Annotated in this window: 25 protein-coding genes; 15 read left to right on the forward strand and 10 right to left on the reverse strand. The window is 70.2% G+C overall.

What is annotated here, in order from left to right; all coding sequences use genetic code 11:
• Positions 1–32 precede the first annotated feature (32 nt).
• The 3 genes from AC07OQ_RS00455 to AC07OQ_RS00465 all read left to right on the forward strand — a co-directional run bounded on the left by AC07OQ_RS00455 (position 33) and on the right by AC07OQ_RS00465 (position 2,635).
• Positions 33–1,010, forward strand: coding sequence for a tripartite tricarboxylate transporter substrate binding protein BugE (locus AC07OQ_RS00455; RefSeq protein ID WP_495051109.1), 978 nt, complete (start codon positions 33–35; stop codon positions 1,008–1,010).
• A gap of 68 nt (positions 1,011–1,078) precedes the next feature.
• Complete coding sequence (xerD, locus tag AC07OQ_RS00460; protein ID WP_495051110.1) at positions 1,079–2,002, forward strand: site-specific tyrosine recombinase XerD; 924 nt, start codon at positions 1,079–1,081, stop codon at positions 2,000–2,002.
• 30 nt (positions 2,003–2,032) lie between these two features.
• Entirely contained in the window at positions 2,033–2,635 is a 603-nt protein-coding gene (locus tag AC07OQ_RS00465; RefSeq protein ID WP_495051111.1) for a MarC family protein, read from the forward strand.
• Here the strand turns inward: AC07OQ_RS00465 and AC07OQ_RS00470 are convergent.
• The 3 genes from AC07OQ_RS00470 to AC07OQ_RS00480 form a co-directional block, all read right to left on the reverse strand.
• Positions 2,614–3,147 carry a GNAT family N-acetyltransferase gene (locus AC07OQ_RS00470; RefSeq protein WP_495051112.1) on the reverse strand — a complete coding sequence of 178 codons (534 nt, stop codon included), beginning with the start codon at positions 3,145–3,147 and terminating at the stop codon, positions 2,614–2,616. The genes AC07OQ_RS00465 and AC07OQ_RS00470 overlap by 22 nt on opposite strands.
• Positions 3,148–3,197: 50 nt before the next feature.
• Positions 3,198–3,683 (reverse strand): hypothetical protein, encoded by a 486-nt coding sequence (locus AC07OQ_RS00475; protein ID WP_495051113.1) that lies wholly within the window; start codon positions 3,681–3,683, stop codon positions 3,198–3,200.
• A 144-nt stretch (positions 3,684–3,827) separates the two neighbouring features.
• Positions 3,828–4,562: a GntR family transcriptional regulator gene (locus AC07OQ_RS00480; protein WP_495051114.1), complete on the reverse strand. Its 735-nt coding sequence runs from the start codon at positions 4,560–4,562 to the stop codon at positions 3,828–3,830.
• Between the two features lie 52 nt (positions 4,563–4,614).
• Between AC07OQ_RS00480 and AC07OQ_RS00485 the strand changes: the two genes are divergently transcribed.
• From AC07OQ_RS00485 to AC07OQ_RS00505, 5 genes are all read left to right on the forward strand, one after another.
• Positions 4,615–6,354 (forward strand): thiamine pyrophosphate-binding protein, encoded by a 1,740-nt coding sequence (locus tag AC07OQ_RS00485; protein WP_495051115.1) that lies wholly within the window; start codon positions 4,615–4,617, stop codon positions 6,352–6,354.
• Positions 6,355–6,395: 41 nt separating this feature from the next.
• Complete coding sequence (locus tag AC07OQ_RS00490; protein WP_495051116.1) at positions 6,396–7,379, forward strand: tripartite tricarboxylate transporter substrate binding protein; 984 nt, start codon at positions 6,396–6,398, stop codon at positions 7,377–7,379.
• Between the two features lie 2 nt (positions 7,380–7,381).
• The gene (locus tag AC07OQ_RS00495) at positions 7,382–8,170 is read left to right on the forward strand and encodes a VOC family protein (protein ID WP_495051117.1); all 789 of its coding nucleotides are present in this window, start codon (positions 7,382–7,384) and stop codon (positions 8,168–8,170) included.
• A gap of 249 nt (positions 8,171–8,419) precedes the next feature.
• Positions 8,420–9,718 (forward strand): isocitrate lyase, encoded by a 1,299-nt coding sequence (gene aceA / locus AC07OQ_RS00500; protein WP_495051118.1) that lies wholly within the window; start codon positions 8,420–8,422, stop codon positions 9,716–9,718.
• A 290-nt stretch (positions 9,719–10,008) separates the two neighbouring features.
• Complete coding sequence (locus AC07OQ_RS00505; RefSeq protein WP_495051119.1) at positions 10,009–10,164, forward strand: DUF3309 family protein; 156 nt, start codon at positions 10,009–10,011, stop codon at positions 10,162–10,164.
• Positions 10,165–10,177: 13 nt separating this feature from the next.
• Here the strand turns inward: AC07OQ_RS00505 and gbd are convergent, their stop codons facing one another.
• Positions 10,178–11,326, reverse strand: coding sequence for a 4-hydroxybutyrate dehydrogenase (gene gbd / locus AC07OQ_RS00510; protein WP_495051120.1), 1,149 nt, complete (start codon positions 11,324–11,326; stop codon positions 10,178–10,180).
• A 101-nt stretch (positions 11,327–11,427) separates the two neighbouring features.
• On the opposite strand from gbd, the gene AC07OQ_RS00515 reads away from it, so the two are divergent.
• Both AC07OQ_RS00515 and AC07OQ_RS00520 read left to right on the forward strand, forming a co-directional pair.
• Entirely contained in the window at positions 11,428–12,339 is a 912-nt protein-coding gene (locus AC07OQ_RS00515; RefSeq protein WP_495051372.1) for an alpha/beta hydrolase, read from the forward strand.
• The gene (locus tag AC07OQ_RS00520) at positions 12,336–13,211 is read left to right on the forward strand and encodes a YbgC/FadM family acyl-CoA thioesterase (RefSeq protein WP_495051121.1); all 876 of its coding nucleotides are present in this window, start codon (positions 12,336–12,338) and stop codon (positions 13,209–13,211) included. Before AC07OQ_RS00515 ends, AC07OQ_RS00520 begins: the two co-directional genes overlap by 4 nt.
• 191 nt (positions 13,212–13,402) lie before the next feature.
• Here AC07OQ_RS00520 and AC07OQ_RS00525 read toward each other — a convergent pair whose 3' ends face one another.
• The 6 genes from AC07OQ_RS00525 to ygfZ all read right to left on the reverse strand — a co-directional run bounded on the left by AC07OQ_RS00525 (position 13,403) and on the right by ygfZ (position 18,855).
• On the reverse strand, positions 13,403–14,386 hold the full coding sequence (locus AC07OQ_RS00525) for a Bug family tripartite tricarboxylate transporter substrate binding protein (RefSeq protein ID WP_495051122.1): 984 nt from the start codon (positions 14,384–14,386) through the stop codon (positions 13,403–13,405).
• A gap of 39 nt (positions 14,387–14,425) precedes the next feature.
• Positions 14,426–15,415, reverse strand: a complete 990-nt coding sequence (locus AC07OQ_RS00530) for a hydroxymethylglutaryl-CoA lyase (RefSeq protein ID WP_495051123.1) — start codon at positions 15,413–15,415, stop codon at positions 14,426–14,428.
• Positions 15,412–16,623: a CaiB/BaiF CoA transferase family protein gene (locus tag AC07OQ_RS00535; protein ID WP_495051124.1), complete on the reverse strand. Its 1,212-nt coding sequence runs from the start codon at positions 16,621–16,623 to the stop codon at positions 15,412–15,414. The genes AC07OQ_RS00530 and AC07OQ_RS00535 overlap by 4 nt, the downstream gene beginning before the upstream one ends.
• A gap of 104 nt (positions 16,624–16,727) precedes the next feature.
• Complete coding sequence (locus tag AC07OQ_RS00540; protein WP_495051125.1) at positions 16,728–17,633, reverse strand: LysR family transcriptional regulator; 906 nt, start codon at positions 17,631–17,633, stop codon at positions 16,728–16,730.
• Positions 17,633–17,902: a DUF4936 family protein gene (locus tag AC07OQ_RS00545; RefSeq protein WP_495051126.1), complete on the reverse strand. Its 270-nt coding sequence runs from the start codon at positions 17,900–17,902 to the stop codon at positions 17,633–17,635. The genes AC07OQ_RS00540 and AC07OQ_RS00545 overlap by 1 nt, the downstream gene beginning before the upstream one ends.
• Positions 17,899–18,855, reverse strand: a complete 957-nt coding sequence (gene ygfZ, locus AC07OQ_RS00550; protein ID WP_495051127.1) for a CAF17-like 4Fe-4S cluster assembly/insertion protein YgfZ — start codon at positions 18,853–18,855, stop codon at positions 17,899–17,901. Before ygfZ ends, AC07OQ_RS00545 begins: the two co-directional genes overlap by 4 nt.
• An 85-nt stretch (positions 18,856–18,940) precedes the next feature.
• On the opposite strand from ygfZ, the gene mltG reads away from it, so the two are divergent.
• The 5 genes from mltG (at position 18,941) to AC07OQ_RS00575 (ending at position 22,909) form a co-directional block, all read left to right on the forward strand.
• Positions 18,941–19,936: an endolytic transglycosylase MltG gene (gene mltG / locus AC07OQ_RS00555; RefSeq protein ID WP_495051373.1), complete on the forward strand. Its 996-nt coding sequence runs from the start codon at positions 18,941–18,943 to the stop codon at positions 19,934–19,936.
• A 4-nt stretch (positions 19,937–19,940) separates the two neighbouring features.
• Entirely contained in the window at positions 19,941–20,570 is a 630-nt protein-coding gene (tmk, locus tag AC07OQ_RS00560) for a dTMP kinase (RefSeq protein WP_495051128.1), read from the forward strand.
• Positions 20,564–21,583, forward strand: coding sequence for a DNA polymerase III delta subunit-related protein (locus AC07OQ_RS00565; protein WP_495051129.1), 1,020 nt, complete (start codon positions 20,564–20,566; stop codon positions 21,581–21,583). Before tmk ends, AC07OQ_RS00565 begins: the two co-directional genes overlap by 7 nt.
• 34 nt (positions 21,584–21,617) lie before the next feature.
• Positions 21,618–22,016 carry a PilZ domain-containing protein gene (locus tag AC07OQ_RS00570; protein ID WP_495051130.1) on the forward strand — a complete coding sequence of 133 codons (399 nt, stop codon included), beginning with the start codon at positions 21,618–21,620 and terminating at the stop codon, positions 22,014–22,016.
• Between the two features lie 113 nt (positions 22,017–22,129).
• Positions 22,130–22,909, forward strand: a complete 780-nt coding sequence (locus AC07OQ_RS00575; RefSeq protein ID WP_495051131.1) for a TatD family hydrolase — start codon at positions 22,130–22,132, stop codon at positions 22,907–22,909.
• Positions 22,910–22,912: the final 3 nt, after the last annotated feature.

Genomic DNA, 22,912 nt, shown 5'->3' on the forward strand with positions numbered 1-22,912 from the left:
CCACCCCCAGTTCTACAAGAGGAGAGAAGGCCATGAGCCGTCGAGTTTGGATGCGTCGTTGCGGGGCCCTGGTGGCCGCTTCCCTGGTGGCCCCCCTGGCCCTGGCCCAGAACTATCCGGCCAAGCCGGTGCGCCTGATCGTGCCCTTCGCGCCCGGTGGCACCACCGATATCGTGGCCCGCGTGCTGGCCGAGAAGATCAATATGGCCCTGGGCCAGACCATGATCGTCGACAACAAGGCCGGCGGCGGCGGCTCGGTGGGCGCCAACGAGATCGTCAAGTCCACGCCGGACGGCTACACGCTGGGCATGGCGACGGTGTCAACCACCGCGTCGAACCCCGCGATCAACCCCAAGATCCCGTACAACCCGCTGACGGACTTCACCTCGATCATCAATGTGGCGGCCACGCCCAATGTGATCGCGGTGCACCCCTCGTTCCCGGCGCGCGACTACAAGGGTTTCGTCGCCGAACTGAAGAAGAGCCCCGGCAAGTACAGCTTCGCCAGCTCGGGCACCGGCGGCATCGGTCATCTGCAGATGGAACTCTACAAGAGCCTGGCCGGTGTGTTCGTGCTGCACATTCCCTATCGCGGCGCCGGCCCGGCGCTGAACGACACGGTGGCCGGCCAGGTGCCGATGATCTTCGACAATCTGCCCTCGGCGCTGCCCTTCATCAAGGACGGCCGCCTGATCCCGATCGTCGTGGCCGCGCCGCAGCGCCTGGCCGTGCTGCCGAATGTGCCGACCTTCAAGGAAGTCGGCCTGGAACCGGTGAACCGCATGGCCTACTACGGCATCCACGGTCCGAAGAACCTGCCCAAGGAGGTCGTGGACAAGATCTCGGCCGCGGTGAAGAAGACCGTCGAGCTGCCCGATGTGAAGAAGCGCATCGAGGACACCGGTTCGCTGATCGTGGCCAACACGCCCGAGCAGTTCGCCGCCCAGACCAGGGCCGAGTACGAGGTCTACAAGCAGGTCGTCGCGCAGCAGAAGCTCAAGCTCGATTGAGCCGGCTTCGCACCGCCTGAGCACAGGGGCGCCGGCGGCGCCCCTTTTCAATTGACGCTGCCCCATTCATGTCCGACGCCGACGCCCTCCGCCAGCTCAGCCAGCAAGCCATCGCCCGCTTCGTCGAGGCGCTGTGGCTGGAGGATGGCCTGTCCGCCAACACGCTGGCGGCCTACCGGCGCGACCTGGAGCTGCTGGCCGACTGGCTGGCGCGCGAGGCCGGGCTGAGCCTGGACCGGGCGGACGAGCTGCAGCTGCTGGCCTATGCCACGGCCCGCCATGCCGGCAGCCGCGCCACCACGGCGAACCGGCGGCTCTCGGTGTTCAAGCGCTACTACCGCTGGGCGCTGCGCGAGGGGCGCCTGGGCCCGGCCGGGCAAGACCCGACCCTGCGCCTGGCGGCGGCCAAGCAGCCGCTGCGCGTGCCCAAGACGCTCAGCCAGGCCCAGGTCGAGGCCCTGCTGAATGCGCCGGCGGCGGACGAGCCGCTGGGCCTGCGCGACCGGGCGATGCTGGAGCTGATGTATGCCAGCGGGCTGCGCGTCAGCGAGCTGGTGACGCTGAAGAGCGTGCATGTGGCGCTCAGGGAGGCGGTGCTGCGCATCACCGGCAAGGGCGCCAAGGAGCGCCTGGTGCCCTTTGGCGAGGAAGCGCATGGCTGGCTGCTGCGCTATCTGCAGGAGGCTCGCGCGCCGCTGCTGAAGGGCCAGCGCAGCGACGCCCTGTTCGTGACGGTGCGCGGCGACGGCATGACCCGCCAGATGTTCTGGACCCTGGTGAAGAAATACGCCCAGCAGGCCGGCATCACGGTGCCGCTGTCGCCCCACACCCTGCGCCATGCCTTCGCGACCCATCTGCTGAACCATGGCGCCGACCTGCGCGCGGTGCAGCTGCTGCTGGGACATGCCGACCTCTCGACCACGCAGATCTACACGCATGTGGCGCGCGAGCGGCTGAAGGCCATCCACGCCCAGCACCACCCGCGCGGGTGAAGCAAGGCCAGGGCGGAGACAATCCGGCCCATGGACCACAGCTTTCTCTCCGCCTTCATCCTGCTGCTGCTCGTGCTGGACCCGCTCGGCAGCCTGCCGATCTTCATTCCCATCATGCGCGCCGTGCCCAAGGAACGTCGCAAGCTGGTGGCGGCGCGCGAGATCGGCATCGCCTTCGTGGCCCTGTTCGCCTTCATGTTCCTGGGCGACGCCTTTCTCAGCGTGATGCACCTGTCGGAGCGCTCGCTGGAGGTGGCCGGTGGCGTGATCCTGCTGATCATCGCGATCCGCATGATCTTCGGCAGCAGCGGCGAATCGGCCTACGGGCTGGAGCCCGGCCGCGAGCCCTTCATCTTCCCGCTGGCGGTACCGCTGCTGGCCGGTCCTTCGGCCATGGCCACCGTGCTGCTGCTGGCCTCGCGCCAGCCGGACCGCATCTGGGAATGGATTGGCGCCCTGAGCGCGGCCATGGCGGTTTCGGGCCTGACCCTGCTGCTGGCCGACCGCATCCGCAAGCTGCTGGGCGATTCGGTGGTGTCGGCGATCGAGAAGCTGATGGGCCTGGTGCTGACCGCGATCGCGGTGGAGATGGTGCTGGCGGGGCTGAAGCGCTATTTCGTCGGCGGGCTGTAGCCCCATTCCCCGGCCGTGATGCCGTAGACGCTGCAGTCCGTCTCGTACCAGCGCTCGATGCCGCGGTAGCGCATGCCCAGGCGCTGCATCACCTGGGCGGAGGCGCCGTTGTCCGGATGGCAGACGGCCAGCAGCTCGGGCGCCCGCAGCGCCTCGAAGGCATGCGCGGCCATGCAGCGCGCGGCTTCCGAGGCCAGGCCCCGGCCCCAGCGGTCGCGGCGCAGCCGCCAGCCCAGCTCCAGCGGATTGGCCCGCTCGCGCCCCAGGTGCTGCACGCAGCCGGCGCCGACCAGTTCGCCGCTTCCCAGTTCGATGAAGCTCCACCACGAATAGCCCCACTCGGCCCAGCGCGCCTTGACCCGCTCGATCACGGCCCGGGTCTCCTCCAGCGTCTCCGGGCGGCCGGTGAGGTAGCGCATCACCTCGGGGTCGCGGTTGAGTTCGTTGAGCCCATCCAGATGGGCATCGCCAAAGGGTTCCAGGCGCAGGCGGGGCGTCAGCAGAATGGTCATGGAGCGACTGTAGACCCGCCCGCGCGTCGGCGCCCCATAGGCCATCCGGCTCAGCGCTGATCCACCGCGGGGATCGCCCGCACCGCATAGTCGATGGCTTCGTTGAGGAGGGCGGCCAGTGGCGTGCCTTCCATTTCCTGGGCCGCCGTTGCCAGACGGGCGGCAAAGCCGAGGTGATAGTCGGTCATCCAATTCGGCCTGGGCGGCACCTCCGGTGGCGGCAGGGGCACGCCGAGGATGCCATGTCCCGGGAACTTGAAGGGTTTGCCCAGTGGCGGGCACAGCTCGTCCAGCTCGGCCAGGATCTTGCGCCGGTCCGTGCCGCTGCGCTCCCCCAGCCAGGCCAGACGGACAAATTCCCCGGCCATGGCCGCGCCCAGCACATCGGCCGGAAAGGGGGGCAGCGGCTGCGGATTGAGCGCCGCCAGCGAGGGGTTCGGCCCTATGGCCGCCAGCTGCGGTCCGCGCGGGATCACGTCGTAAATGGCCGGAATGCGCTTGCCGATGATGGCCAGCAGTCGTCGATTGATGTCCATGTCTCACTCCCTGGCGACACAAGGGGCGGTGCCGCGGCGCCTCGAACGTGAGACCACAATAGGCGGTGTTTGGCCCCTGCTGTGCGGCGTGTCCACAGCTTTGTGGAAATGGCCTCCCGTGAAATCCGAACCGGACGGTCGGTCTCACGCCGGGTCGAGATAAATCCGCGCCAGCCCCTGTGTGATCGCCTCGACGATCTGTTCGCGGCGCAGCGCGATGTGCTTGTCCATCAGGCGCTCGGCGCTGGCCGCGTCGCGGCGGCGCAGCGCGTCGAGGATCTGGCCATGCTCGCGCTGGGTGGAGTCGCGCCCGACCTTCTCCATGGCTATCCAGCGCAGGAAGCGGATGCGCTCATTGAGGCTGCCGAGCATGCGCTGCAGCTCGCCGTTGCCGGCCATCGCGGCGATGCGCAGATGGAAGGCCTCGTCCAGCTCCACCAGCTCGCGCACCGGCGTATCTAGAGGCACGCCACGGCTGTGCTCCAGAAAGGCCAGGGCCTCGTCGATCTGCGCGTCCTCGGCCCGCTGCAGCGCCAGCCGCAGGCATTCGCGCTCCACCGCCATGCGGGCCTCATAGAGATCGAGCGCCTCCTGCACGTCCAGCGGGCGGCGCATGAAGCCGCGCGTGCAAGGCACCAGGAAGCCCTCGGTGACCAGCCGCGTCAGCGCTTCGCGCACCGGCGTGCGGCTGACCCCCAGGCGGGCGGCCAGCTCGATCTCGCTGATCCGTTCGCCGGGCTTGAGCTGGTAGCTGATCGCCATCTCCCGCAGCGTGTTGAACACGCCGCTGCCGCGCTCGCGCCGCAGCTTGGAAATCTTGGGCGTGCGGGTCTTGGGCGTTTTGGCCGCGCTGGCGGAAGTCCGGGTGGTGCTGCTCATCGATTTAAGTATACTTAATTGAATTCTTAGTGCAGTCAAGGAGACAAGAAAGATGTCCACCAGCCCCCTGAACGCGGCGACACCCACCGAGACGGCGATGAACGGCGCGGACGCCATGGTAAGGATGCTGCAGCTGAACGGCGTGCAGCACATCTTCGGCCTGTGCGGCGACACCAGCCTGCCGTTCTACGACGCGCTGGCGCGGCTGGACCATGGCATCGACCATATCCTGACCCGCGACGAGCGCAGCGCCGGCTATATGGCCGACGCCTATGCCCGCGTGACCGGCAAGGTCGGCGTCTGTGAGGGCCCTAGCGGCGGTGGCGCCACCTATCTGCTGCCGGGCCTGGTGGAGGCCAACGAATCGTCGGTCGCGGTGCTGGGCATCACCTCCGACGTCTCGGTCGGCGCGCGCGGCAAGTTCCCGCTGACCGAGCTGGATCAGCAGGCGCTGTACCGCCCGCTGACCAAGTGGAACACCACGATCGACCGGGCCGACCAGATCCCGCACGCGCTGCGCAGCGCCTTCCGCGCGATGACCACCGGCCGCCCCGGCGCGGCCCATATCTGCCTGCCCTATGACGTGCAGAAGCATGCGGTCGATCCGTCAACCATCTGGGCTCAGCCCGGCCATGGCGAATTCCCGGCCAGCCGCAGCGCACCGGACCCGGCCGCGGTGGACGAGGCTGCCGAGCGCTTGGTGGCCGCCCGCGCGCCGCTGCTGATCTGCGGCGGCGGCGTCGTGATTTCCGGCGCGAGTGCGGCGCTGGAGGCGCTGGCCGGCGCGCTCAACGCCCCGGTCTGCACGACGGTGAGCGGGCAGGGCAGCCTGGCCGATACCCACCCGCTGAACGCCGGCGTGGTGGGCACCAACGGCGGCGTGCCCGCGACCCGCGCGGTGGTGGCGCAGGCCGACCTGGTGCTGTTCATCGGCTGCCGCGCCGGCTCCACGACCACCGAACATGGCCGGATGCCCGGCCGCGGCGTGACCATCCTGCACATCGACGTCGATGCGATGACCATCGGCACCAACTACCGCACCGACGTGGCCCTCGTGGGCGACGCCCGGCTGGCGCTCGAGGCGCTGGGCGCAGCGGTGCAGCGCCTGCTGGCCGGCCCGGCGCGCCGCCCGGCCGATGCGGTGGACGGCCGCGCGCTGGCCGCGAAGGCTAGGGAGGAGAAGCTGGCCTTCCTGGCGCCGCTGGCCGCCTCGCTGGAGCAGCCGATCAAGCCGGAGCGGGTGATCGCCACCCTGAACCGCCTGCTGCCCAAGCGCGCCATCGCGGTGGCCGATCCCGGCACCCCATGCCCCTATTTCTCCGCCTATTTCGACGCACCCCAGGCCGGCCGCCACTTCATCACCAACCGGGCCCATGGCGCTTTAGGCTTCTCGCTGTCGGCCGGCTTCGGTGCGGCGGTGGGGGCGCCGGACTCGGTGGTGGTGGCTGCGATGGGCGACGGCAGTTTCGGCTTCACCTGCGGCGAGCTGGAAACCGTGGTGCGCCGCGGCGTGCCGCTGAAGATGATCGTGTTCTCCAACTCGGTCTACGGCTGGATCAAGGCCAGCCAGAAGACCGGCTACAACGAGCGCTACTTCTCGGTGGACTTCAACCGCACCCATCACGCCCGCGTGGCCGAGGCCTTCGGCGTCAAGGCCTGGACGGTGCGCGATCCCGCAGAGCTGGAGGCGGCGCTGAAGGCCGCGCTGCACCATGACGGTCCGGCGCTTGTGGATGTGATCTCCCAGGAGTTGCAGGACACCGCCGTCCCGGTCAGTCAATGGATGGGCTGAAATTCTTTTGTTGGGCTTGTGATGAAAGGAAGGATGCGCAGATGATCGAGAAGAGAAAACTACATCGTCGCCAGATCCTGGCGCTGGCTGCGGCCGGTGGCGCGCTGGGCTGGAGCGGCCCGCTGCGGGCCGACGAGGCCGTGCTGAAGCTGGTGGTGACCTTTCCGCCGGGTGGCAGCACCGACATCGCCTCGCGCATCCTGCAGCCGCGGCTGGCCGAGAAGGTCGGGCGCGCGGTGATGGTGGAAAACCGCCCCGGCGCGGCCAGCCAGATCGCCACCGGCTATGTGGCCAAGTCGGTACCGGACGGCAACACGTTGCTGGTGTGCTTCGACACCCATGCGATCAACCCGATCGCCAAGCCCAAGCTGCCCTACGACACCTTCAAGGACTTCGCGCCGGTGACCCTGGCGCTGCGCTTCCCGCTGGTGATCGGGGCCTCGGCCTCGGTGCCGGCCAAGAACCTGCGCGAGTTCATCGCCGCCGCCAAGGCCGCGCCGGGCAAGTTCAGCTATGCCTCGACCGGCCTGGGTTCGATGAACCATCTGGTGATGGAGGACATCAAGCGCAGCGCCGGCGTCGAGGTGCTGCACGTGCCCTATGGCGGCGGCGGGCCGGCGGTGCAGGCCGTGCTGGGCGACGTGGCCAGCCTGACCTTGCTGAGCTATGCCGCGCTGCGTGGCCAGATCGCAGCCGGAAAGATCAAGCCGCTGGCCGTCACCGGCGCCAAGCGCCTGCCGGAACTGCCGGACGTGCCCACGGTGGCCGAGTCCGGCTTTCCCGGTTTCGAGGCCTATTCCTGGATCGGCATCTTCGCGCCGGCAGCCACGCCCTCGGCCATGCTGCGCAAGCTGACCGTCGACTTCCAGGCCGCGCTGAACGCGCCGGACGTGCATGCCAAGCTCACCGAGTCCGGCTTCGAGGTGATGGCCAGCGACGGCCCCGGCCTGGACCGCTACTGGAAGGCCGAGCACGAGCGCTGGGCCAAGTTCGTGCGCGAGACCAAGCTGAAGCTGGACGACTAGGCATGACGACGACGCTGGAGCATCTGCCGCTGGACCATGTGGTGATCGCCGTGCCGGACTTGGCCGCCGCGATGACCGATTACCGCGCCCGCGGCTTCCAGGTGCTGCCCGGCGGGCAACACCCGGGCCGCACGTCGCACAACGCGCTGATCTGCTTTACGGACGGCTCCTATCTGGAGCTGATCGCCTGGCAGGCCCCGGCGCCGCAGGAGCGCTGGTGGCGCACGCTGCAGGCCGACGGCGAGGGGCTGGTGGATTTCGCCTTGTTGCCGCAGGACACGATGGAGGTGCTGCGGCGCGCCCAGGCGCGTGGCCTCGGCACCATGGTCGGCCCGGTGGACGGCGGCCGGGTGCGGCCGGACGGCGAGCGCCTGCAATGGCGCACCGCCCGCCATGCCACGCCGGATCTGCCCTTCCTATGCGGCGACATCACGCCACGCCGCCTGCGCGTGCCGGACGATCCGGCGCTGCATGTCCATCCCAATGGCAGCAGCGGCGTCGCGGGCCTGAGCGTCCTGGTGCGGGACATCGACACCACGCTGGCCCGCTACCGCGCCCTGCTGGGCGGGGAGGGCGGCGCGGCCTGCCCGGTGCCCGTCCGCGCCGAATGGCGGGCCGCCGAGGGCCTGTGGGCGGCCATGCTGGCGCTGCCCGGATTTCGGCTGACGCTGCTGAGCCCGCCGCCGGCCCCCGCGGCCGGCGAGCCCGAGCCGGCGCGCGACCTGCGCCAGCGGCTGGCAACTCGGGGCGAGGGCCCCTGTGCGCTGGAACTGGCGGTGCCGGCAGCCTGAACGCCGCGTTGATTTCACAATCCGAAAAGATGCTTTCGAATCGTGAAAGAGAGGCTTGTTGCGTCGCCGCAAATTTTCTCATTATGGTGAAGTTGATTTCACGATACGGTTTTAAATCTCCAAGTATTTGATTTAAAAGAGGAAAATTTTTAGTCTTATATAAGACATAACAGTTCCAAGGGCGGGTGACGGGGACTACGCTTGGAGCCATTCCAAGTCCTCTTTCAAACCCACCGCAGGAGCAACACCATGAGCACCCCGACCCGTGAACAGCAGATCGCCGCCCTTGAAAAAGACTGGGCCGAGAACCCCCGTTGGAAGGGCATCAAGCGCGGCTACAGCGCCGCCGACGTGGTGCGCCTGCGCGGCTCGCTGGCGATCGAGCACACGCTGGCCAAGCGCGGTGCCGAGAAGCTCTGGGGCCTGGTGAACACCGAGCCCTTCATCAACGCGCTGGGCGCGCTGACCGGCAACCAGGCGATGCAGCAGGTCAAGGCCGGCCTGAAGGCGATCTATCTGTCCGGCTGGCAGGTGGCCGGCGATGCCAACAGCAATGGCGAGATGTACCCCGACCAGTCGCTGTACTCGGTGGACTCGGTGCCCAAGGTCGTCAGGAAGATCAACGCCACCTTCAAGCGCGCGGACGAGATCCAGTGGAGCGAGGGCAAGAACGACATCGACTACTTCGCGCCGATCGTGGCCGATGCCGAGGCTGGCTTCGGCGGCGTGCTGAACGCCTTCGAACTGATGAAGGCGATGATCGAGGCCGGTGCCGCCGGCGTGCACTTCGAGGACCAGTTGGCCGCCGCCAAGAAATGCGGCCACATGGGCGGCAAGGTGCTCGTGTCCACCCGCGACGCGGTGGCCAAGCTGGTCGCAGCGCGCCTGGCGGCCGACGTGATGGGCACGCCTACCGTGCTGCTGGCCCGTACCGATGCCGAGGCTGGCGACCTGGTGACCAGCGACATTGACGACAACGACAAGCCCTTCTGCACCGGCGAGCGCACCGTCGAAGGCTTCTTCCGCACCAAGAACGGCCTGGAGCAGGCAATCAGCCGCGGCCTGGCCTACGCCCCCTACGCCGACATGATCTGGTGCGAGACCGGCAAGCCCGACCTGGCCTTCGCCAAGGCCTTCGCCGACGCGATCCACGCCAAATTCCCCGGGAAGCTGCTGGCCTACAACTGCTCGCCCTCGTTCAACTGGAAGAAGAACCTGGACGACGCGACGATCGCCAAGTTCCAGCGCGAGCTGGGCGCGATGGGCTACAAGTTCCAGTTCATCACGCTGGCCGGCTTCCACAGCCTGAACTACTCAATGTTCAACCTGGCCTACGGCTACGCCCGCAACAATATGAGCGCCTTCGTCGAGCTGCAGGAGGCCGAGTTCGCTGCCGCCGAACGGGGCTTCACGGCGGTGAAGCACCAGCGCGAGGTTGGCACCGGCTACTTCGACGCGGTGACCACGACGATCGAGGCCGAAGCCTCCACCGCGGCGCTGAAGGGCTCGACCGAGGACGAGCAGTTCTTCGACGCCAAGCATGGGTGACTCGCGGCCGAGCACAAGCCATTGAGGCTTGTGCGACGCGCAAGGAACCGCCCGGGTCTGCAGGCCCGGGCGTGGACGAATCGATTCGCTTCACGGCTACAGGACGGTGAAGGAGACGGAAGGCCCGCGGCCACAAGCCGCGGGCTTTTTTCCATGGGCGAGCGGTCGGCTGTAGGAAGCCAGGGAGGTCGCAACGGCGCCTCGGCCGACAGTCCGGCCCGCCGCGCGCCGACCCGAGCGGACCGGGCGCGGGCCTATCGTGGATCTGTCCCAACCCCGAGGGCCAAACCATGCTCAGCACCATCCTGCTCGTGATCCTGATCCTGCTGCTGATCGGCGCCGTTCCGACCTGGCCGCACAGCCGCAACTGGGGCTATGTGCCCAGCGGCGGCCTGGGCCTGATCCTGCTGATCCTGGTGATCCTGCTGCTGATGGGCCGGATCTGACCCGTCCGGTGCACTACAGCGACGCCTCCAGCATCGCCCGGTAGTCTTCGGTCGAGGCCAGGCGCGGATTGGTCTTGTGGCAGTGGTCGAGCAGCGCATGCTCGATGATGGCCTCGAACATGCCGCGCTCCACGCCCAGCGCCGCCAGCCCGCCGGGCAGACCCAGGCGCGCGTTCATCGCCCGGATCGCCTCGGCGATCTCATGGCCGGCCGGGTCGCTGCCGGCCAGGCCCATGGCCTGGGCCATGCGGCTCAGGCGCGCATCGCGCTGCAGGCTCTCGTGGCCGGCATTGAACTTCACCACCGCGGGCAGGAACAGCGCGTTCAAGGTGCCGTGATGCAGGCGCGGGTTCAGCCCGCCCAGGCTGTGGCTCAGCGAATGCACGCAGCCCAGGCCCTTCTGGAAGGCCATTGCGCCCTGCATGCTGGCGCTCATCATCTGCCAGCGCGCCTCGCGATCGCCGCCGTCACGGGTGGCGCGCTCGATATGGGCCCAGCCGCGGCGCAGGCCCTCCCAGGCAATGCCGTCGGCCGGCGGGTTGATGGCGGCCGACATGAAGGTTTCCATGCAATGCGCGATCGCGTCCATGCCGGTCGCGGCGGTCAAGAGCGGCGGCAGGCCCAGGGTCAGCTCGGGGTCGCAAATCGCGGCCTTGGGCATCAGCTCCCAGCTGTGGAAGCCCAGCTTGCGGCCGTCGTCGACGATGATGATGGCGCCGCGCGCCACCTCGCTGCCGGTGCCGGCCGTGGTGGGCACCGCGATCACCGGCGCCACCGCCTTCGTGATCTTCGGGCTGCCGCCCTCGATGGTGGCATAGGTCCTCAGCGGGCCTTCATGGGTGGCGGCAATCGCCACGCCCTTGGCCAGATCCATGCTGGAGCCGCCGCCGACGGCCACCAGCCCGTCGCAGCCGAGCTGCCGGTACAGCGCCGCCGCGGCGCGCACCGCCGCCTCGGTCGGGTTGGCCGGTGTGCCGTCGAACACCGGCGGGGCATCCTGGCCCCAGGCCGCCAGCGCCTGGGCCAGCACGCCGGCGGCGCGCACGCCCGCGTCCGTGACGATCAGGGGCTTTTGCATGCCCACGCGCGCGCATTCCTGCGGCAGCAGGGCGGCCGCGCCGAAATCGAGCTGGATCTGGGTCAGGTACTGGATCAGGGCCATGTCGCAATTCTCCTCGTGAGCTCTCTGGCACACTGCGCGCCGATGAGCTTGAGCGTAACCTGCCGGAGTTTCTGTTGAGTAGCACCTTGTTGACACCGCGCATGGCCGGTGTCCTGGAGCGGATACACCGCGCCCACCGCCCGCCCTTCCACAGCCTGACGCCGAAGCAGGCGCGCATCGCCTACCTGATGGGGGCCGAGATCCTGGATCTGCCGCGCGCGCGCCTGCCGCGGGTGGAGAACCTGCAGCTGCCCGGCGCCGAAGGCTGCCTGCCCGCGCGCCTCTACGCCGCCAGCGAGGCCCGCGGCCTGCCGCTGCTGCTCTACCTGCATGGCGGCGGCTTCACGATCGGCAGCCTGGAGACCCACGACAGCCTGTGCCGCCAGCTGGCGCTGCGCAGCGGCGCCGCGGTGATCTCGCTGGACTACCGGCTGGCGCCCGAGCACCGGTTCCCGGCCGCGGTGGACGACTGCTGGGCGGTGCTGCGCTGGCTGGCCGCCTCGGCCGACACCCTGGGGCTGGATGCGAGCCGCCTGGCCGTGGGCGGCGACAGCGCCGGTGGCACGCTGGCGGCGGTCTGCGCCCTGCATGCGCGCGACATCGGCCTGCCCCTGGCCCTGCAGCTGCTGATCACGCCCGGCGCCACGGCCCATGCCGACACCGCCTCGCACAAACTGTTCGCCAACGGCTTCCTGCTCGAGTCGGCCGGCATCGAGTGGTTCTTCAACCACTACATCGCCCATGCCCATCGGCGCGACTGGCGCTTCGCACCGCTGGAGGCCGAGGACCATGGCGGCCTGGCCCCGGCCTGCGTGGTGCTGGCCGAATGCGATCCGCTGGTCGACGAGGGCGTGGCCTATGCCGACCGGCTGCGCGCGGCCGGCGGCCGGGTGCAGCTGGAGCTGTACCGCGGCGTGACCCATGATTTCATCAAGATGGGCCGGCAGATCCCCGAGGCCCTGCTGGCCCTGGAGGCCTGCGGCCAGGCGCTGAAGGAGGCGCTGCAGCCATGACCGAAAGCCACACCCCGAGCCGGCGCGAGTTCCGCTTCTTCGAACGCCTGCGCGTGCGCTGGGTCGAGATCGATGCCCAGCAGATCGTCTTCAACGGCCATTACCTGGCCTATTTCGACACCGCCGTGGGCGGCTACTGGCGCGCGCTGGCCCTGCCTTACGCGAGCACCATGCAGGCGCTGGACGGCGATCTGTTCGTGCGCAAGGCCACGCTCGAGTACCTGGATGCGGCGCGCTATGACGAGCTGCTGGACGTGGGCGTGCGCTGCGAGCGCGTCGGCTCCAGCTCGATGACCCTGCGCTGCGCGGTGTTCCGCGGCGAGGATTGCCTGGTCCATGGCGAGCTGGTCTATGTGTTCGCCGATGCCGTGCAGCGCGTCCCCAGGCCCGTGCCCCAGGGCCTGCGCGGCGTGCTGCAGGGTTTCGAGAAGGGCGAATCCATGGTGCAGGTGCAGGTAGGCGACTGGGCCACGCTGGGCACCCAGGCCGGCCCGATCCGCCAGGCCGTGTTCGTCGACGAACAGAAGATCCCAGCCGAGATGGAGTGGGACAGCGCCGACGCGAGCTGCCTGCATGCGCTGGCCCTCAACCGCCTGGGCCGGCCGCTCGGCACCGGCCGCCTGCTGGAGCATGTGCCCGGCGTGGCCAAGATCGGCCGCATGGCCGTGCTGGCCCCGATGCGCGGCAGCCGCGTCGGCCGCGAGCTGCTGGAAGCGCTGATGCAGGCCGGCCGCGAGCGCGGCTACCGCGAGGTGCTGCTGCACGCCCAGCTCTCGGCCGAGGGCTTCTACACCCGCGCCGGCTTCCAGCGCCGCGGCCCGGTGTTCGAGGAGGCCGGCATCCAGCATGTGGAGATGGTGCGCGGGCTGTAGACCGTGCGGCTTGGCAGATAGATAGGGGTGCCCCATCCCAGCGAAACCCGAGGATCCGGCTTTGCCGGGCCTGCGGGCTTGCCCCCTTGAGGGGCGGAGTCCGGGCACGAACAGTCCCTGCGGACTGGTCGTGCCTGACGACGGCCAAGGCCTCTGGCCTTGGCGCGCGCAGCGCGTAGGGGGTGGGCCTCTCAATCCGCCTCGATCTTCGAGGCCTTCACCACCTGGCCCCAGCGCGCCAGCTCGGATTTCGCGTAGTCGCCCAGTTGCTGCGGGCCCAGGTAGTCGGCCGTCGCTCCCTGTTCGCCGGCCTTCTGCCTGAAGGCTGGCGTGACCATGATCTTCTGGATCTCGCTGCTCAGCCTGTCGATCACGGACTGCGGCGTCTTGGCCGGCGCGAACACGCCGAACCAGGAGCTGGCATCCAGCTTTGGCAGGCCGGCCTCGGCCGCGGTGGGTACGTTCGGCAGCGAGGGCAGGCGGCTCTTGCCGGTCACGGCCAGGGCGCGCAGCTTGCCGGCCTGGATATGCGGCATGAAGGGCGGTGGCGTGCCGAAGGTCAGGTCAACCTGGGCGCCTAGGAGGTCCTGCAAGGTCGGGCCGGTGCCCTTGTAGGGCACATGGACCATCTCGATGCCGGCCTGCTGCTCAAGCATTGCACCGGTCACATGCTGCAGCGAGCCGTTGCCCGAGGAGGCGAAGGTCAGCTTGGCAGGATGCGCCTTGGCATAGGACAGCAGTTCGGCCATGTTCCTGGCCGGCAGACCCTCGCGCACCACGATCAGCTGCGGCGCGCTCAGCACATTGGCCACCGCCTGCAGATCCTTGGCCTCCCAGCCCAGCGGCGACTTGGCCACATTGGGCGTGATCACGTGATAGCCGGAGTACTGCATCAGGAGGGTGTAGCCGTCCGGTTCGGCGCGCTTGACCATCTGCGCGGCCAGGGCGCCGCTGGCGCCGCCGCGGTTGTCCACCACCACGGTCTGGCCCAGGGCCTTGCCCAGCGGCTCGGCCAGCATGCGCGCGGCGATGTCGGTGGTGCCGCCCGGCGCGGTGGGCACGATCAGGGTGATCGGCTTGCTGGGGTAGGGCGCCTGGGCCTGGGCGGCATAGGCGCCCGCGGCGCCCAGCAGCAAGGCGGCCAGTTGACGGCGTTTGAGCTTCGGATGGTTCATCGTCTTGTCTCCATGGGTGTTGTGGGAATGAAATGAAACTCAGCGGCCGCGCGCCAGCGCGCGCTCGCGGATCGCGTCGAAGTCGGCGGGCCGCGGATGCAGGTCCAGGCGGCGCCCGGCCTTGGTGATCTGGCTCGGGATGTCATGGCCGATCAGCGCCGGCAGGCGCTGCGCGGCGCCGATCAGCGCGGCCAGATCGACGCCGCTGTCGTAGCCCATCAGGTCCAGCGCATGGACGATCTCCTCGCTGCAGACATTGCCGCTGGCGCCGGGCGCATACGGGCAGCCGCCGATGCCGCCCAGCGAGGCGTCGAAGCGATCGGCCCCGGCGTCCAGCCCGGCCAGCACATTGGCCAGGCCCATGCCGCGGGTGTTGTGGAAATGCAGGGTCAGCTCGGTGGCGGGCCAGCGCGCGCGGAAACCCGCGGTGAGCGCGGCCACCTGGCCCGGATGGGCCATGCCGGTGGTGTCGCACAGGGTCACGCCATGCGCGCCCAGCTCGTCGACGAAGCGGCCGCACCAGTGCCACACCGCATCCGCGTCGACATCGCCCTCCATCGGGCAGCCGAACACGCAGGACAGCGAGACGTTCACCGGCGTGCCGGCCTGGCGGGCCAGCCGCGCCACTTCGGCCAGGCCGGCGAAGGACTGCTCGCGGGTCATGCGCAGATTGGCCAGGTTATGCGTCTCGCTGGCCGACATCACCAGGTTCATCTCCTCGGTGCTGGCGTCGATCGCGCGTTCGACGCCGCGCACATTGGGCACCAGGGCGCTGTAGATGACGCCGGGCCGGCGCGCGATCTCGCGCAGCACGATCTCGGCATCGCGCAGCGCCGGAATCGCCTGCGGCGAGACGAAGGACGTCACCTCGATCTTGGCCAGGCCGGTCTCGGACAGCGCGTTGACCAGGGCGATCTTGTCCGCGGTGGGCACGAAGACGCGCTCCGCCTGCAGGCCGTCACGGGTGCCAACCTCCTGCATGAAGACGCGTCGGCCGGCGCCATGCCAGGTGTTGCTCGTGCCGTTCATGCGATCACTCCACGGCCGCGCAGGGCGGCGATCTGTTCGTCGCTCAGGCCGATCTCGCGCAGCACCGCCTCGCTGTCCCCGCCCAGCTGCGGCGCGGCGCGGCGCACGCTGCCGGGCGTGCCCAGCAGCTTGGGCACGATGCCGGGCACCTCGATCTCGGCGCCGGCATGGGTGCGCTGCTTCAACAGCATCGCGCGGGCGCGGTAATGCGGGTCCTCGGCGATGTCCCTGGCCGTGTAGACCTTGCCGGCCGGCACGCCCACCGGAGCCAGGCGTTCCAGTACCGCGTCCACGGTCTGCGGCAGGGTCCAGGCCTCGATGGCGGCGTCGATCTCGGCGACGCGGGCGACGCGGCCGGCGTTGTTGGCGAGCTGCGGGTCGGCGCCCAGATCCTCGCGGGCGATGGCCGTCATCAGGCGCTTGAAGATGCTGTCGCCGTTGCCGGCCACCAGCACGAAGCCGTCGCTGCAGCGGTAGGCGTTGCTGGGCGCGATGCCGGGCAGGGCGCTGCCGGCCGCCGCGCGCACCGCGCCGAAGGCGCTGTACTCGGGCACCAGGCTTTCCATCACATTGAATACGGCCTCGTGCAGGGCCACGTCGATCACCTGCCCCTGGCCGCCGTTGACCTTGCGGTGGTAGAGCGCGGTCAGCACGCCGATCACGCCGTGCAGCGCCGCCAGCGTGTCGCCGATCGAGATGCCGCAGCGCACCGGCACCTTGCCCGGCTCGCCGGTCAGATGGCGCAGGCCGCCCATGGCCTCGCCGATCACGCCGAAACCCGGCCGGTCGCGGTAGGGGCCGGTCTGGCCATAGCCGGAGATGCGCAGCATCACCAGGCCGGGGTTGAGCTTGGCCAGTTCCTCGTAGCCCATGCCCCAGCCCTCCAAGGTGCCGGGACGGAAGTTCTCGATCAGCACGTCGGCCTCGGCGATCAGCCGCCGTGCGATGTCCTGGCCCTCGGAAGCGCGCAGGTCCAGCGCCAGCGAGCGCTTGTTGCGCGACTGCACCTGCCACCAGACCGAGGTGCCGGTCTCGTCGAGCATGCGCCAGTTGCGCAGCGGGTCGCCGCCGCCGGGGGCCTCGATCTTGATGACCTCGGCGCCGAACTCGCCCAGGGTCTTGCCGGCGAAGGGGCCGGCGATCAACTGCCCCATCTCGATCACCCGCACGCCGGCGAGGGCGCCCGGGGCGATGCCGCTGCTGTCCATGGTCTTGCTCCGTCTGTGCTTCGTTCGGCCGCATTGTTGTTGCGGGCCGCGCGGGGCGGAAGCTCAAAGACGGGGCGGCTGCTTTCGCAAACCGCGAAAGCAGCCTAGGGTTTGCCGGGAGCCAGGTGTTCGAGCAGCGCGCGCACATGGCGCGGCACCGCGCCGGCATCGCGCAGCCCGATCAGCAGGCGCCGGCTGGCCCAGTCATCCGCGAGCGCGATCTGGCGCAGGTCCATCGAGCGCAGGTGCGGCTGGATCGCCTCGCGCGGCAGGATGGCCACGCCCAGGCCCGCGGCCACCATCTGGCACATCGCGTCGAAGCTGCGCACCTGCACGCGCATCTTCAGGCGCCGGCCCAGCGCCTCGGTCTCGGCCTGCAGGCGCCGGGCCAGCGAGGTGCCCTGGGGCAGAGTGACGAAGTCGTATTCCACCGCCTGCTCGAAGCGCAGGCTGGCGCGGCGCTGCTTCGCCAGCGCATGGCCGCGCGGCACCACCAGCACCAGCCGGTCCTCGCGATAGTTCAGCAGGTGCAGGCCCGGTGCCGGCGTGCGGTCGGCGAAGATGCCCAGATCGGCCCGGCCATCGGTCACGGCCGCGACGATCTCGCCGCTATTGCCTTCCTCCAGCTCGATGCGGATGCCGGGATTGGCCGCGCCGAAGGCGGCCAGATCCCGCGGCAGGAACTGGGTGACGGCCGAGGTGTTGGCCCATAGCCGCACCACGCCCAGCAGGCCCGAAGCGTAGTCCGACAGCTCGGCCGCCAGCTGGTCCACATCGCCGAGGATGCGCTGCGCATGGCGCTGCAGGGCCTGGCCCGCGACGGTGAGGCTGACGCCGCGCGAATGCCGCTCCAGCAGGGTGCTGCCGACCGCGGCCTCCAGATCGGTGATGCGCTTGCTGGCCGCGCCCACCGCCAGGTGGGCCAGGGCCGCGCCGCGGCTGATGCTGCCGCTGCGGGCGACCTGCACGAACAGCGACAGCGACACCAGGTCCAGGCGGTGCAGGTTCATCAGGCCAGCGCCTGGAAGGCCTCGCGGTGCCTGAGGCCCTGCACGAACGGCGCCATTGCCGCCGCGATGGCCGGTTCGGCGGCGGCCAGCGCGGCCGGATAGATCTCCATCCAGGTCAGCAGGCTGGGGTCGGGATCCTGGCGCTGCAGCAGGCGCACGGTCTGACCGGCGCGCGCGGCCTCGAAGCTCGCCAGGGCCTCGGCGGCCTGCGCGGCCCTGAGCCGGTAGTAGACGAACAGCTCGAAGCGGGCGGCGGAGGCGGTGCTCACTGGGGCTCGCCCACGCGGTAGGGCATGGCCTGCGGGGTCAGCCGCGGCCCGTCGGCGGCGCCCAGATGCAGACCGCCATCGCCCTCCAGCGCCGCCAGCTTGACCTCGGCCAGCAGCAGGCTGCGCCCGTCTCGCTGCGCCGCCGCGGCCACCAGGCCGGCCGGCTGGCCCGGATCGGCGCTGTGGAACAGCTCCTGGCCGATCCGCGCCTCGGCGCCGTCCGCCGCGAACAGGAAGGTGCGGCGCTTGATCGTGCCACGGTACTGGCTGCGCGCGACGATCTCCTGGCCGGGGTAGCAGCCCTTCTGGAAATTGACGCCGCCCAGCAGTTCCAGGTTCAGCATCTGCGGCACGAACTGCTCGACGGTCGCCTGGCGCACCCAGGCGAGTCCCGCCTCGACCTCGGCCCATTGCCAATCGGCGGCCTGCAGCGCGGGCAGCGCGGGTGCCGGGGCTTCGGCGGCCTGCAGCAGCAGGTAGCGGGGCAGGGCATGGGCGCCGTCGGGCAAGCGTACGACCCGGGCCTCGCCGGTCGCGCCAACCTGGGCCACGCCCCAGACCGCGGCCGGCGCCGCGTCGCCCAGCCAGGCGCTGGCCGCCTTGCCGGCCAGGCCCCACAAGGCGAACTGGCCGCTGGCGTCGCCGAGCTTGCACTTGGCGCGCAGCACGAACATCGAGAGCCGCTTCAGGGTGGGCGCCAGCAGCTCGGCCGGCAGGGCCAGCAGCAGCTCGTCGGGGCCGGTCTTGACGGCCAGCAGGGTGGCCAGCAGGCGCCCCTTGGCCGAGCAGTAGCCGGCCAGCCGGGCCTGCTCTGGTGTCTGCAGCGCGATATCCTGCGTCAACTGGCTGTGCAGGAACTGGGCGGCTTCCTCGCCCTGGGCGCGCATCACGCCCCAATCGCTCAGGCGCAGGGCGCCGCCGGGGATCTGGGAGATATGGGAGTCGGTAGTCATGGGCCGATTATCATCAGCGCCCGCATCACCTTGGGGGCATCGGGTCTTGGGCCGCAGGAAGAAACAGAAGAAACAGTCGGGATCGCTGCTGGCCGTCCTGGCCTGGCTGCTGGGCCTGGCCCTGCTCGCCGCCGCCGGCGTGGCCGGCGCCGCCTGGTGGTGGCTGGACCACCCCCTGAGCCTGGACAGGCCCTCGGTCGAGCTGTCGATCGAGCCCGGCACGGCGCCGCAGCAGGTGGCGCAGGCCTGGGTGGCCGCGGGCGTGGCCAGCGACGCGCGGCTGCTCTACCAATGGTTCCGCTGGTCGGGCCAGGCACGCCAGATCCGCGCCGGCAGCTACGAGATCCATCAGGGCGCCACGCCGCGCGATCTGCTGGCCAAGATGGTCAAGGGCGACGAGGTGCTGGAGGCCGTGCGCCTGATCGAGGGCTGGAGCTTCCGCCAGTTCCGCGCCGCGCTGGCCAAGGCACCCAGCCTGAAGCCGGCCACCGCGGGCATGAGCGAGACCGAGATCATGGCGGCGCTGGGCGCGCCGCAGCAGCCGGCCGAGGGCGCCTTCTTTCCCGACACCTATGCCTACAGCCGCGGCGTCAGCGATCTGACCGTGCTCAAGCGCGCCCATGCGGCGATGGGCCGCCGGCTGGAGGCCGCCTGGGCCGGCCGCGCCGAGGGCCTGCCGCTGAAGAGCCCGGCCGAGGCTCTGGTGCTGGCCTCGATCGTCGAGAAGGAGACCGGCACGCCGGCCGACCGCGGTCTGGTGGCGGCGGTGTTCGCCAACCGCCTGAAGCTCGGCATGCCGCTGCAGACCGACCCGACGGTGATCTACGGCCTGGGCGAGGGCTTCGACGGCAATCTGCGCAAACGCGATCTGCAGGCCGACACCGCCTTCAACACCTACACCCGCGCCGGCCTGCCGCCGACGCCGATCGCGATGCCCGGCATGGCCTCGCTGCAGGCCGCCCTGCACCCGGCGCCCAGCCGTGCGCTCTACTTCGTCGCGCGCGGCGACGGCAGCAGCGAATTCAGCGAAGACCTGGCCGCGCATAATCGCGCCGTCAACAAGTACCAGCGCGGACAGTAAGAGCTTGAACAGCAGCGCCCGATTCATCACATTCGAAGGCATCGACGGTGCCGGCAAGTCCACGCATCTCGAGGCGCTGAGCCAGCGCCTGCGCGCACGCGGCGCCGATGTCGTCAACACCCGCGAGCCCGGCGGCACGCCGCTGGCCGAGACCCTGCGCGGCCTGTTCCTGCACAGCGACGTGGACCACCTGACCGAGGCCCTGCTGGTGTTCGCCGGCCGGCGCGACCATCTGGTCAAGGTGATCGAGCCGGCCCTGGCCGCCGGCAAGACCGTGGTCTGCGACCGCTTCGTCGATGCCAGCTTTGCCTACCAGGGCCATGGCCGCGGCATGGACCTCGCGGTGCTCGGCACGCTGGAGCAATGGGTGCTGGCGGGTCGCCAGCCCGACCTCACGCTGTGGTTCGACCTGCCGGCCGCAGTGGCCGCGCAGCGCCGCGTGGGTCGCGAGGTCGGGGCGCGCGCGGCCGACCGCTTCGAGCAGCAGGACCTGGCGTTCTTCGAGCGCGTGCGCGCCGGCTATGCCGCCCGCGCCGCCCAGGCGCCGCAGCGCTTCGTGCGCATCGACGCCAGCGGCAGCATCGAGAGCGTCGCGGCCCAGATCGCGGCGGCGCTGGAGGCCCGGGGATGGTGAGCCCCGCGCTGGATCTACCTTGGCTGGCCGGCCCGCTAAGCCAGGCTCTGACGAGCGCGCGCTCGCATGCGCTGCTGGTGCAGGGGCCGGCGGGCGTAGGCCAGTTCGACCTGGCCCTGCTGCTGGCCCAGGCCTGGCTGTGCGAGGCGCCGGTCGAGGGGACGCGCTGGGCCTGCGGCCATTGCGGCAGCTGCAAGCTGTTCCATTCGCGCACCCATCCGGACTTCCAGATCCTGATCCCCGACGCACTGCGCGAGCCGCTGGGCTGGGCGGCCGACGAAGGCGAGGGCGCCTCGGCCAAGGAGGGCAAGAGCGCAAAGCCCAGCCGCGAGATCAAGATCGACGCGGTGCGCGCGATGCTGGCCTTTGCGCAGACCACGCCGGCGCGCGGCCGCGCCAAGGTGGTGGTGGTCTATCCGGCCGAGGCGCTGAACATGGTGGCGGCCAACGCCCTCTTGAAGACCCTGGAGGAGCCGGCCGGCCGGCTGCGTTTCGCGCTGGCCAGCATGGCGCCCGAGGCCCTGCTGCCCACCATTCGCAGCCGCTGCCAGCCGGTGCCCTTGGCCCTGCCGGCGCAAGACCTGGCCCTGACCTGGCTGGCGGGGCAGGGCGTCGAGCAGCCCGAGGTGCTGCTGGCCGCGGCCGGCGGACGGCCGCAGCAGGCGCTGCTGTGGGCCCAGGAGGGCCTGAAGGCCGCAGCCTGGCTGCAATTGCCGGCACGGCTGGCGCGCGGCGAGGTGGCGGCGATCTCCGACTGGCCGGTGCCGCGCGCGATCGATGCGATGCAGCGCCTGTGCCATGACCTGCTGTGCCTGGCCCATGGCGCGGCGCCGCGCTTCTTCCCCCCGTCCAGTCTCCCCAGGCAGACCCAGGCGGCACCGCTGCAGCAGTGGAGCCGGGTGCTGCAGCAGGCCGCGCGCCATGCCGAGCATCCGCTGAATGCCGGGCTGCTGCTGGAGTCGCTGCTGAGCCAGGGCCAGGCGGCGCTGCGCCCGGCCGGCGCGCGCGCCTGAGCGGGGTGAGCCGGGCATTGGCTACACTGACGCCATGAGCGAAACCCCAGCCAAGCCACCCGTTCCCGGCAGCGCCGTCGCCCCCGGCGGCGGCTCCCGGCCCAGCGTGATCCAGCTGGTGTTCCGCGAGAAGGGCGCGCTCTACGCGGCCTACATCTCCCAGTTCGCCGAGGGCGGCCTGTTCGTGCCGACCACCCGCGACTACAAGCTGGGCGAGGACATCTACCTGCTGCTCTCGCTGCCCGAGGATGTGCAGCGCTATCCGGTGGCCGGCAAGGTCGGCTGGATCACGCCGGCCAATGCCTCCGGCGGCCGCACCCAGGGCGTCGGCGTGCGCTTCCCGTCCGACGAGAAGCACCGCCTGATCCGCCTGAAGATCGAGGAACAGCTGGGCACGATGGTCGCCTCGGCCAAGCCGACGCAGACGATCTGAGACCACCCCTACGCGCTGCGCGCGCCCCTCAAGGGGCGACGCCGGCAGCCCGGCGGAGCCGGATCTGCGGCGTCCGCGCGAAAATGCCGGCAGCGCCCTACAGACCCTGTTCGATGTTCATTGATTCCCACTGCCACCTGAGCTTCCCCGAACTGTCCGCACAGCTGCCCGAGATCCTCGAGGCGATGCGCGCGGCCCGGGTGGAGCAGGCCATCTGCATCTGCACGACGATGGAGGAGTTCCCCCGGGTGCGTGCGCTGGCCGCCGCTCACCACGAGCTGTGGGCCACGGTGGGCGTGCATCCGGACAACGAGGAGGTGCACGAGCCCAGCCTCGAGGAGCTGGTGCAGGGCGCGCAGGATCCCAAGGTGGTGGCGATCGGCGAGACCGGGCTGGACTACTACCGCCTGAACGGCCGCAGCGTCGATGCGATGGAATGGCAGCGCGAGCGCTTCCGCACCCATATCCGCGCGTCCAAGGCCACGGCCAAGCCGCTGGTGATCCATACCCGCAGCGCCAGCGCCGACACGCTGCGCCTGCTGCGCGAGGAGCAGGCCGGCGGCGAACGCGCCGGCGTGTTCCATTGCTTCACCGAGACCGCCGAGGTGGCCAGGGCCGCGGTGGACCTGGGCTTTCATATCTCCTTCTCCGGCATCCTGACCTTCAAGAACGCGCAGGATCTGCGCGATGTGGCCAAAGCCCTGCCGCTGGACCGCATCCTGATCGAGACCGACAGCCCCTACCTGGCCCCGGTGCCCTACCGCGGCAAGCTCAACCAGCCGGCCTATGTGCCGCATGTGGCCCAGCAACTGGCCACGCTGCGCGGCCTGAGCGTCGAGGCCGTGGCCGAGGCGACCTCGGCCAACAGCCGCCGCCTGTTCGGCCTGCACTGAGCG

This window comes from Roseateles sp. GW821-FHT09B06, from assembly GCF_059418245.1.